The organism is Hymenobacter sp. HD11105 (assembly GCF_054051685.1).
This window is the reverse complement of record NZ_JBSWBR010000003.1, coordinates 599,534-610,586: the sequence shown is the minus strand read 5'-3', so window position 1 is coordinate 610,586 and position 11,053 is coordinate 599,534. Positions and strand designations below refer to the sequence as shown.

Genomic DNA, 11,053 nt, shown 5'->3' with positions numbered 1-11,053 from the left:
TGCAACAAGAGAAAAGGCGAGCCACTTGGCTCGCCTTTTCTCTTGCGGCCACTTCCATAGTATGAGCATAAGCTGGGGGGCAAATTTTGGGCTTACCATTCAATTTGTGCAGCTTGCGCGACTTTTACGTCGGCTAAAAATTCCCCGCAAAAGCATTCTACCGCTAAAACCCCGAACATTCGCCCACCCCATTTATCCCCGCCATTTATGAAAGCAGTTCTTTTTCCTGGTCAAGGCAGTCAGTTCAGCGGCATGGGCCGCGACCTTTACGAGCAGCAACCCACCGCCCGCCAACTGTTCGACCAAGCCAACGACATCCTCGGCTTTCGCCTCACCGATATCATGTTCTCCGGCTCCGACGAAGACTTGCGTCAAACCAACGTTACGCAGCCGGCCATTTTTTTGCACTCGGTAGCTTTGGCCGCTAGCCTGCCCGAGTTGGTGCCGGCTATGGTAGCTGGTCACTCATTAGGCGAGTTTTCGGCGTTGGTGGCAGCAAAGGTGCTCAGGTTTGAAGATGCGCTCCAGCTGGTTGCGCAACGAGCCCAAGCCATGCAAGCGGCCTGCGAGGAGCAGCCCGGCACGATGGCCGCAATTCTAGGCCTCGACGACGACATTGTGGTGCGCATATGTCAAGAGATAAGTCAGGCTGGTGATATAGTGGTGGCGGCTAACTTCAACTGCCCCGGCCAACTTGTTATTTCTGGTAGCCAACAGGGTATCACAACTGCTTGCGAACAACTAAAAGCCGCCGGCGCTAAGCGTGCATTGCCCTTGAGCGTGGGGGGAGCATTTCATTCTCCGCTGATGCAATCGGCGGAGGCCGCGCTGGCCCGTGCCATTGAGACTACGCCTTTCGCGGCCGGTATCTGCCCCGTATACCAGAACGTAGACGCCGCTCCCCACAGCGACCCCGACGAAATTCGCGAAAACCTCGTGCGCCAGCTTACGGCTCCCGTTCGCTGGACTCAGCTCGTACAGCGCATGGCGTCCGATGGCGCCACCGAGTTTGTAGAGTGCGGACCCGGTAAGGTGTTGCAAGGCTTAGTAAAGAAAATTGCCCCCCAGGCTGCCTCTAGCTCGGCTGTTTAGCGAGCAATGCGCTTGCTAAAGCGTATTAGGCTGCATATAATCTTAGACTGTCATGCAGAGCGGAGCATCTGGCTCTAGTCTGCATGACGGTCTGCTTGATTAATATGGGTCTAAATTGGTGGTTTTCATTCTAGTTATTTGGTGCTGCCACCCATTGATTCACTGCTAAATCATCAGGGCAAGCTACCAGCAGTTCGGCTACCGTTTTGCCAAGGATTGGATGCACTACATGAGCCGCAATTTCGGCTAGCGGCACTAAGGCAAAGCGGCGCTCCGGCAGGCGTGGGTGTGGCACCACGAGCCGAGGCGAATCGAGCGTGAGCGCGTCGTAAAGTAGAATGTCCACATCCAGCGTGCGCGCATCCCAGCGCACGCGCCGCTCGCGGCCGGCTAACTGCTCCACCTGCAAACAGACCTCTAGTAGCGCTTCGGGGGGCAAATTTGTGCTGACCTGCACCGCCTTATTCAGAAAAGCTGGCTGCTCAGCTATGCCCCAAGGAGCCGTTTCGTATAGCGCCGATGTGGCAACGATGGTACCCGCTAGCTCGCCGAGCTGCTGCACGGCAGTGCATAAAGTAGCGGCCCGGTCGCCGAGGTTGCTGCCGAGCAGCAGAAAAGCAGTGTGATAAGTCAAGAAGCGGGCGCTTAAGCTACTAAATGGCCTGAAAGAAGGTGATGGTACGGTCGGCTACTTCCTGGGCCAGTGTGGGCAGCTGTTCGTCTTCCCAAGGGTGCTTGCCACCAAACATATGGCCCGCGCCGGGCAGAATCACCAGCTCTGCATCAGGTTTCCAGCTTTTTAGGTCGTGGGCCATGCTTACGGGCAGGGTTTCATCCTCGTCGCCGTGCAGGATAAGTAGGGGCTGACGCAGCTTTTCGCGCACATTTGTCGGGATGTCTAGGCGGTCTTTATTGGCCTGGAAATCTTCCACCAACTGATAATAAAGCGGCATCCGTTGGCCAGTGCGGGTGTTATCAATGTACTGCACACCTTCCTCTTGCCAGCGCTGCATCACCTCCGGCGACCAGCGCTGGTCGATATCGCTGATAGGGGCCCAAGCGGCCACTGCCCGAATCCGTGGGTCTTCGGCCGCCTTGAGCATAGCCAACCCACCACCCCGGCTGTGGCCAATCAGAAACAAGCGATTCAAATCCATTTCGGCGGGCGGAATAGAGGTGTTGCTGGGCCAAAATAGGCCATCGAGCAAGGTGCCTAAGTCGTCTAGTTCCAGGGTGAAGTTGTTGTTGCCAAAGGCTTCCATGTCTTCCAAGTCGCCGGTGCCGCCGGGCACGATGCCGTTGTGCGAGAGGTCGAGCTTGATAAAGACAAAGCCTTGACGGGCAAAATAGTCGGCTAGCACGTTGAAGTGACCCCAGTCTTTAAAGCCCTTAAAGCCGTGCACAAATACCGCGACGGGCTTAGGGCGACCATCGGCGAGAAAACGGGCATCGGCGGCGAAGGGCCTAGAATGGCGGGCACAGTTTAACAGAAACTCAACGGCGGTGGGGGTGAGGCTGGGGGGCATTTTGAGACCGAGTAAGGTTGAAGGCAAAAGTAAGCTACGAAATTTGCCCTCATACGGTCAAAACAGACCCAAAGCCTACAAAGCGCTAGAACAGAGTGGGGCAAGCCCGGTTAGGAAACCGGCCTGCTGCCGCGTATCATTGCAGCGCCCAATGCCCCGCATGAAAGGAACGCTCGACGTGATACAGGCCCCGATAGCGGCCGAAATGGAGGAATTTGAACGCAAATTCCGGGCTTCGATGCAGACAAAGGTGCTGCTGCTCGACAAAATCATGGGCTACATCATCAAGCGCAAAGGCAAGCAGCTGCGCCCGATGTTCGTGTTCTTTACGGCCAAAATCAGCGGCGGCGACCCGCTGCCCGAAGCGACGTTTCGCGGCGCCGCCCTCATTGAATTGCTTCATACAGCCACCCTCGTGCACGACGACGTGGTGGACGAGAGCAACTACCGGCGTGGATTCTTTTCCATCAATGCGCTCTGGAAAAACAAGATAGCGGTGCTCGTGGGTGACTATCTACTCTCGCGGGGCCTACAACTAGCGCTGGAGCACGATGACTTCGACCTGCTAAAAATCGTGAATAACGCGGTGCGAGAGCTGAGCGAAGGCGAGCTGCTGCAAATTGAGAAAGCACGCCGCCTCGACATCACCGAGGATGTGTACTTCGATATCATTCGCCAGAAAACGGCCTCGCTTATTGCTTCCTGCTGCGCCGTGGGTGCTGCCTCGGCCGGCGCCGACAAGCTGACCATCGAGCGCGCCCGGCTTTTTGGGGAGAAAGTGGGCATGGCCTTCCAAATCAAAGACGACTTATTTGATTTTGGTACTGCCGAAATCGGTAAGCCCGTAGGTATTGATATCAAGGAGAAGAAGATGACGTTGCCGCTGATTTATTCCTTGCAGCAGGTTGATTGGCTGACCAAGCGCCGCGTCATTTTCAACGTGAAAAACAACGATGGTCGCAAAGACCGGGTTCAGTCTGTTATTGAGTTTGTGAAGAAAACCGGTGGCCTCGACTACGCCATTAGCGTGATGGAGCGCTACCGCGACGAAGCCCTAACCATCCTGCGCACTTTCCCCGATTCGCCCTCCCGAGATTCGCTGGAGCAGCTGATCAATTACACGATTGAGCGCGAGAAATAGGCTTGCTTGCTAGCGGGTGGCATTTTCTTACAACAGGTTTTTCATGAATGGGTCGCGGAAGTCGGCAGCGAAGTGGAGCACATTGTCCAGAGCGTCGAACTCAGCTTCTTGGTGCGTGGTAGTGAGCACCACGGTTTGCATGCCCGCGTTGCGAGCAGCTTCCACGCCCTTAGGCACGTCTTCGAACACCAAGCAATCGGTAGGCGTGGCGCCCAACTGTTCGGCGGCTTTTAGGAAGGTTTCGGGGTGAGGTTTGCTCTGCGTTACGTCGTCGGCGCTGACGATGGCGGAGAAGTAGTGGCGGATATTCAGGTTATCCAGCACAAAATCGATATTGAACATAATAGCGGCCGAGCCGATAGCCATTGGAATCTGGCGTTGGTGGGCTTCTTCCAAAAATTCCATGAGGCCGGGCAGCAGCTGCAGATGTGGCCGATATTCTTGTTGGTAGCGCTTCTCTTTTTCTACAGATAAGTTTCCCATCTCAGCCTCCGTAAATTTACCGGGGCCGAACACGCGCACCAGTAGCTCCTGGTTCTTGCCGTACATCTGGGTTTTGACCTCGTCCCAAGTAAAATTGCCCCCCAAGTCGTTATTTAATAAAGATTGCCAAGCGCGGGTGTGATACTCCATGTCATGGATCATCGTGCCGTTCAAATCGAAAATAAAAGCTTTCATAAAGGGATTCTGATAACTAGAAAAAATCTGTGTAGGCACATTCGGCCTTCAAACAGCAAGCCTGACAGCTGCTCTTCTAAGCAGCTATCAGGCTTGTTAAATCATTATACAGTAGTGTATTACGCTTCGGGCTGGGCTACTTGATAACTTACGCTGTCGGGCTTCACCTCCGATACATCGAACTGCACGCCTTCGAAGGTGCTGCGGACAGTGAGGGAGTGAACCATGTCGCAGCCGGGGCACTTGATTTCCTCGGTTTCGAACTGGCCGTCGTCTTCCATGGAGTTGGCCAGCAAGTCGGGGGCGGGCACACCGATCAGGTCAGTGAAAACTTCGGTGTTGCAGTGGTTGCACTCGAACTTCAGGCCTACGGTGCGGCCTTGTAATTCATCGAGAGGAGCGGGGGAGCCTTGTTTTTGCTGAATCCACATAGGGAGAAAGTGTTTGGTTTTGGAGAATACTGGGGAGCGGCAACGGTAAGGCCCACGCGGTGGGCACCGTTGAGAAGGTGTACGCAGGGCACAGCTTTTTGTGTTGCTCTTCGCAAAAAAGCCCCCCAACAATTCTATTCCAGTAGCTCAACTAGGAGGAGCTATAATCCGATTTTGAGCAAGCATAAAAGATAAGTTGGTTGTATGTTGAGGACAGTTTACTCCGCTTTTGTATGCCTGCTACTCTTCCTTCCGCTCCCTTGTCCTTGCCCGTAGTGCCCCGCTGGCTGACGTTGCGCAACTCCGTTATGCTGGCGGCCAACCCGATTCCGGTGCTCAATAACTACCTCGACAGCTACGGCGACACGATCGTGGTGTATCTAGGGGGCATTCGGCGCACGGTGCTCACCCGCGACCCGGGCTTGGTGCAGCATATTCTGCAGAAGAATCACCGCAATTACCCTAAGTCGGAGTTGTCGCACGGCGTGGCGCGCTACCTCGGTCACGGCCTACTTACCAGCGAGGGCAGCTACTGGCTACAGCAGCGCCGCCTGATTCAGCCCGGCTTTCATCGGCAGCGCATTGCTAGCCTCGTAACCCTGATGCAGGTCGAAATAAACGACTGCTTGCAACCACTGGAACACCAGCTAACTCAGCAGGGCGGCTCTGCGGAGGTGAAGGTGCACGAGCTGATGACTACCACAGCATTTCGCATTATCGCCCGCTCGGTATTTAGCACCAGTTTGGCCGAGCCGCAGCTCCTGCGTATGGCCGAGCTGCTGACCGCTATTCAGGCCTTTTATGTGCGCACTATTCGCCAGCCGTATTTGCGGCCGTGGCAACACGCTAGGGGACAATTTCGCCACCACGACCAGCTGGCGGCCGAGCTGCGCGACATCGTGCGTGGCTACATCCGGCAGCGGCAGCAAGCCTGCGGCCTCGCCCCCGATGACCTGTTGCAAATGCTGCTCGATGCCCGCTACGAAGACAATGGAGAGCCCATGACCGAGGAGCAAGTACTTGACGAAGCCTCCATTCTGCTGGTCGCCGGCCACGAAACTTCCGCCAATGCCTTGTCGTGGATGTGGTATTTGCTGGCCCAGCACCCGGAAGTAGTGGCCAAGCTGCGCACCGAAATGACCCAGGTGCTCGGCGACCGGCCCGCCACCTTCGCCGATTTGCCCGGCTTGGGTTATTCCCTGCAAGTCATTCAGGAAACTATGCGCCTGTACCCGCCCGCTTGGATTTTGGACCGCGTAGCGCAGGAAGATGACAGCTACAACGGTCTGCCGCTGCCCAAAGGCACGCTGCTTTCCGGATACCTCTACGGTATTCATCACTCCGTCAAGCTCTGGGATGCGCCTGAAGCCTTCCGCCCCGAGCGCTTTGCCCCGGACCAGCTTCGCCAACAGCCACCTTACGCCTACATACCTTTTGGCGGCGGCCCGCGCTTGTGCATTGGCAATCAGTTTGCCCTCACCGAAATGCAGCTGGTGCTGCTGGAAATGCTGCGCCGCTTCGAGGTAGAATGGGTGGAGCAGCCGCCTATTGACCTGATGCCGCTCATAACGCTGCGTCCGCGCCAGGAAATTAAGGTACGCTTCCGGCGGCGTTAGGCGTAGCAGTCTTCACGGTTAGTTTCAACTCTATATTCACCTGCCAACCATCATAACAAACTCTGCCCACTGGCTATGCTAACCTTACGTGATGCGCCCGCTCCGCTGGTGCCCCCACTCGAAACGCCCGACCTGCTGCTACGCGGCCCACAGCCTAACGACTTGCCAGCGGCAGCGGCCCTGCACCAGCACCCCGATTTCTACCGCTTCTTGGGGGGCAAACCGCACTCGGAGGAAGACGTGTGGCGGCGAATGCTAGGCCAATTGGGGCACTGGGCAATGTTCGGGTACGGGAGTTGGGCCATTGAGGAAAAAACGACTGGTCGCTACATCGGCTCAGTGGGTTTTTTTGATTTTCAGCGCGACTTAACGCCCTCCCTAAAAGGCACCTTAGAAGCCGGCTGGGTCCTGGACCCCAGTCTACATGGTCGGGGCTACGCCTCCCAAGCCGTACAGGCCGCCTTGGCTTGGGTTGAGCCGCGCTTTCCCACCGCCCGCCTCACCTGCATCATCGACCCCGAAAATGTGGCCTCATTATCCTTGGCGCGCAAGTTCGGTTTTCACGAATTCAGCCGCGCTGTTTATCACAATGCGCCTATTGTACTGCTGGAGCGCGCCCGATAACCGGCTCAGGCAGCCGCAAGTAATTTCTCTGTGTATTCCGAACGATGTACTCAAAAAACAACAAAAGCCCGTTTCCTGATCAGGAAACGGGCTTTTGTTGTTGGAACGCGGCCGAGATTACTCTTTCACTAGCTGATCAATCGTCTGGTTGAAATCGGCCACAAATTCCTCGTAATACTTGCCCGTACCGGGGCCCGAAAAGCCGGTGTGAATCTTACGCACGTCGCCTTTTTTGTCGAGGATGATGGTGGTGGGGAAGGCTAGTACTTTATTGATTTGGGGCAGGGCCTTGCCAGCGGCGTCTTTGTCGGCAATGCCGGCCACGGCTAGGTCGTAGCCTACGTTGAGGCGCTCTTTCATCTTGATGAGGCGCTCAGCGGCTTTCTTCTGATCGGGGCTGCGCTCAAAGCCAAGGCCAATTATTTCTACGCCGCGGCTTTTGTTTTTCTCGTACCAAGGAGCCAGGAAGTTGGTCTCGTCCATGCAGTTGGGGCACCACGAGCCGAGCAGCTGTACTACCACGACTTTGCCTTTGTACTTGGGGTCGGAAGGGGAGATGGAGCCACCTTCATAAACGTTGGGAAACTTGAAGTCGAGCTTTTTCTCGCCGGGCTTCAGGAAGGTGAGCGAGTTGGCATCAGGGAGCTTAGCATTGGCGTCCAGTCGGGCCGTCCAGGTTTCGTGGCCGCTTTTGCCACTGTAGAAGTCACCGTTGATAATGGTATTCGTGTCGCTATTGCGCGTGGCGGTAAACAGGTAGCCGTGATTGCCATCGAAGGTGGAAAGCTTCAGCGTATTGCCGTCTACTTGCCCGTCTAGATACCGATAATCACCAGTGGTGGTCAGGAAGGTGCCCGTCACGTCGCTGCCGTTCTGCTTGAATACCCCAACAGCCGGGTAGGTTTTGCCTTCATCATCTTTGAAGGTAACGCTCCAAGTTCCGTCGAATGACTGTGACGATGCAGATACGGCGGGAAATAACTTTCGCCCCCCAAGCGTAGCTACAAATGGTACGCGGTATGGTTCCGGTGCATCGTACTTCACCCAAGCGCCTTTAAGCTTATCCGCCCCGTCGGGCCGCACCACCAGCGCAGCATCAAACACACCCAGCGTAATCGTCGTCGAGTCGCCGGCCATGGTTATTTCGTCGAGCTTCAGGCGCTCCTCACCGTTGCGCAGGTACACCACCGATTTGCCCCCCACGGTTTCTACATCAAACAAAAATGGGATTTCCTGGCCTTGGGTCGAGAGTACACCGCGCCAGGTGCCGGGTTTGAGGGCAGAATCAGCGCTAGATTCGTTTTGCACAGCAGTAGTATTTTCAGACGATGAGTTGGACTGACAAGCCACCAGGCCCGTAGCCAAAGCAGCACTCACCAGGAAAGAGCGAAAAACGGAAGAAGCAGTCATCAAGAGGGGGAGAAGACGGAGGAAATTGAGAGGGAAACTGTGGGGGGCAAATTTTGGTTTTATCAACGTAGGCTCACAAAGATAAAATGTAGGCACCGCAACGCGGGTCTCCTATATTTGCGTACTGCTTCTAAGAAGCCTACCACTTTACCCTTTTTCCCTCCCGACTATGGCGTTTGACTTAGAAATGATTCAGGCCGTGTACGCTGGAATGGGCGAGCGCATCGAAGCCGCCCGTACCGCCGTTGGCCGTCCGCTTACTCTAACCGAGAAAATTCTCTACACTCACCTCTATGAAGGCAATACTTCGCAGGTTTACCAGCGCGGCACTTCCTACGTAGATTTTTTGCCCGACCGCGTGGCCATGCAAGATGCCACTGCTCAGATGGCCTTGCTTCAGTTTATGCAGGCTGGCAAAGACAAAACCGCTGTGCCCAGCACCGTGCACTGCGACCACCTCATTCAGGCCCGCGTAGGCGCCAACTCCGACTTGGCTGATGCCAACGAAGAGAACCGTGAGGTATACGATTTCCTAGCTTCTGTTTCCAATAAATACGGTATCGGCTTCTGGAAGCCCGGCGCCGGTATCATTCACCAAGTTGTGCTCGAAAACTACGCCTTCCCCGGCGGTATGATGATCGGCACCGACTCCCACACGCCGAATGCTGGCGGTCTGGGCATGATAGCCATTGGTGTAGGCGGTGCCGATGCCGTAGACGTGATGGCTGGCATGGCTTGGGAGTTGAAGTTCCCGAAAGTGATTGGCGTAAAGCTAACTGGCAAGCTCAGCGGCTGGACGGCTCCCAAAGACGTAATCCTGAAAGTAGCCGGTATCCTGACCGTAAAAGGTGGTACCGGTGCTATTGTTGAATATTTCGGCGAAGGTGCCGAAAACATGTCGGCAACTGGTAAGGCTACCATTTGCAACATGGGTGCTGAAATTGGCGCCACCACGTCGGTGTTCAACTACGACGAGAAAATGGCCGAGTATCTGCGTGGCACCGAGCGCGCGGAGATTGCCGACCTAGCCGACGGCGTACGTGCTCACCTGCGCGCCGACGACGAAGTATATCAGAACCCCGCCGAGTTCTACGACCAACTCATCGAAATCAACCTTTCCGAGCTGGAGCCCCACGTGAACGGTCCGTTCACGCCGGACGCTGCTTGGCCAATTTCGCAGTTTGCTGCTGCTGTTCGCGAGAATGGCTGGCCCGCTAAGCTGGAAGTAGGCTTGATTGGTTCGTGCACCAACTCTTCCTACGAAGACATTACCCGCGCGGCCTCCATCGCTAGCCAAGCTGTGCAGAAGGGCCTAACGGTAAACGCTGAGTTCACCGTAACGCCCGGCTCGGAGCTGGTGCGCTACACCGTAGAGCGCGATGGTCTGCTCGACACCTTCGCCCAAATGGGTGGTGTGGTATTGGCCAACGCTTGCGGTCCTTGCATCGGGCAGTGGGCCCGTCACTCCGACGATCCCAAGCGCAAGAACTCTATCATCACGAGCTTCAACCGCAACTTCGCCAAGCGCAACGACGGTAACCCGAACACTCACGCCTTTGTGGCCTCGCCCGAAATCGTGACGGCCTTCGCCATTGCCGGCGACTTGACCTTTAACCCCCTCACTGACACTCTTCCAACCAAAAATGGTCAGCAAGTGAAGCTTGATGAGCCTCGCGGCGTAGAAATGCCCCCCCAGGGCTACGCTGTGGAGGATGCCGGCTATCAGGCTCCTGCCGAAAACGGCTTGGGCGTGCAGGTAATCGTGGATCCGGAGTCTGAGCGTTTGGAGTTGTTGGAGCCCTTCAAGCCATGGGAAGGCACCGACCTGAAAGGGTTGCGCCTACTCATCAAAGCTCAAGGCAAGTGCACCACTGACCATATCTCAATGGCCGGTCCGTGGTTGAAATACCGCGGCCACTTAGACAATATCTCCAACAACATGCTCATTGGTGCTATCAATGCATTCAATGGCGAGGCTAACTCAGTGAAGGACCATGTCACCCAAGGCACTCCTTACAACACTGTGCCTCAGGTAGCTCGTACCTACAAGTCTATGGGTATCGGGTCGGTAGTCGTAGGTGATGAGAACTACGGTGAGGGCTCTTCGCGTGAGCACGCTGCTATGGAGCCCCGTCACTTGGGCGTTCGGGCGGTTATCGTGAAGTCGTTTGCTCGTATTCACGAAACCAACTTGAAAAAGCAGGGCATGCTGGCCCTCACCTTCGCCAACAAAGCCGACTACGATCTGATCGAGGAGAACGACACTATCGACATCATCGGTCTGACCAACTTTGCCCCCGGCAGCCAGATCCAAGCCCGTCTGCATCACGCCGACGGCGACACGGACCTGATCAACCTGAACCACACCTATAATCAGGGTCAGATTGAGTGGTTCAAGGCTGGCTCAGCACTCAACCTGATTCGTTTGAAAGAATCTGGTGCAGCTGAGTTGTCGCAGAAGTAAAAGGTAGCTTAATCATCAGTGCAACGGCCGCTTCCTGTAAAGGGAGCGGCCGTTTTGTGTTTATCGATTAG

General features: G+C 55.7%; 10 protein-coding genes. 5 read left to right on the top strand and 5 right to left on the bottom strand.

The genetic code is table 11. The annotated features are described in order from the left end of the window. Window positions 1-207 precede the first annotated feature (207 nt). Complete coding sequence (fabD, locus tag ACW9KT_RS13145; RefSeq protein ID WP_457081085.1) at window positions 208-1,092, top strand: ACP S-malonyltransferase; 885 nt, start codon at window positions 208-210, stop codon at window positions 1,090-1,092. Window positions 1,093-1,222: 130 nt separating this feature from the next. On the opposite strand, the gene folK is transcribed toward fabD, so the two are convergent. Continuing rightward, the gene (gene folK, locus ACW9KT_RS13140; RefSeq protein WP_457081083.1) at window positions 1,223-1,726 is read right to left on the bottom strand and encodes a 2-amino-4-hydroxy-6-hydroxymethyldihydropteridine diphosphokinase; all 504 of its coding nucleotides are present in this window, start codon (window positions 1,724-1,726) and stop codon (window positions 1,223-1,225) included. A 19-nt stretch (window positions 1,727-1,745) separates the two neighbouring features. After that, complete coding sequence (locus ACW9KT_RS13135) at window positions 1,746-2,645, bottom strand: alpha/beta hydrolase family protein (RefSeq protein WP_457081081.1); 900 nt, start codon at window positions 2,643-2,645, stop codon at window positions 1,746-1,748. A 133-nt stretch (window positions 2,646-2,778) separates the two neighbouring features. On the opposite strand from ACW9KT_RS13135, the gene ACW9KT_RS13130 reads away from it, so the two are divergent. Continuing rightward, window positions 2,779-3,759 carry a polyprenyl synthetase family protein gene (locus ACW9KT_RS13130; RefSeq protein WP_457081079.1) on the top strand — a complete coding sequence of 327 codons (981 nt, stop codon included), beginning with the start codon at window positions 2,779-2,781 and terminating at the stop codon, window positions 3,757-3,759. 27 nt (window positions 3,760-3,786) lie between these two features. Here the strand turns inward: ACW9KT_RS13130 and ACW9KT_RS13125 are convergent, their stop codons facing one another. Then, window positions 3,787-4,437, bottom strand: a complete 651-nt coding sequence (locus tag ACW9KT_RS13125; protein ID WP_457081077.1) for an HAD family hydrolase — start codon at window positions 4,435-4,437, stop codon at window positions 3,787-3,789. 119 nt (window positions 4,438-4,556) lie between these two features. Then, complete coding sequence (locus tag ACW9KT_RS13120) at window positions 4,557-4,868, bottom strand: hypothetical protein (protein WP_457081075.1); 312 nt, start codon at window positions 4,866-4,868, stop codon at window positions 4,557-4,559. Window positions 4,869-5,101: 233 nt separating this feature from the next. On the opposite strand from ACW9KT_RS13120, the gene ACW9KT_RS13115 reads away from it, so the two are divergent. Then, complete coding sequence (locus tag ACW9KT_RS13115; RefSeq protein ID WP_457081073.1) at window positions 5,102-6,484, top strand: cytochrome P450; 1,383 nt, start codon at window positions 5,102-5,104, stop codon at window positions 6,482-6,484. Window positions 6,485-6,559: 75 nt separating this feature from the next. After that, window positions 6,560-7,108 (top strand): GNAT family N-acetyltransferase, encoded by a 549-nt coding sequence (locus tag ACW9KT_RS13110; protein ID WP_457081071.1) that lies wholly within the window; start codon window positions 6,560-6,562, stop codon window positions 7,106-7,108. 117 nt (window positions 7,109-7,225) lie between these two features. On the opposite strand, the gene ACW9KT_RS13105 is transcribed toward ACW9KT_RS13110, so the two are convergent. After that, a complete protein-coding gene (locus tag ACW9KT_RS13105; RefSeq protein WP_457081069.1) occupies window positions 7,226-8,518 on the bottom strand; it encodes a peroxiredoxin family protein in 1,293 nt (430 codons plus the stop codon). Between the two features lie 169 nt (window positions 8,519-8,687). Here ACW9KT_RS13105 and ACW9KT_RS13100 point away from each other — a divergent pair, with 169 nt between their 5' ends. Beyond that, window positions 8,688-10,982, top strand: a complete 2,295-nt coding sequence (locus ACW9KT_RS13100; RefSeq protein ID WP_457081067.1) for an aconitate hydratase — start codon at window positions 8,688-8,690, stop codon at window positions 10,980-10,982. Window positions 10,983-11,053 lie beyond the last annotated feature (71 nt).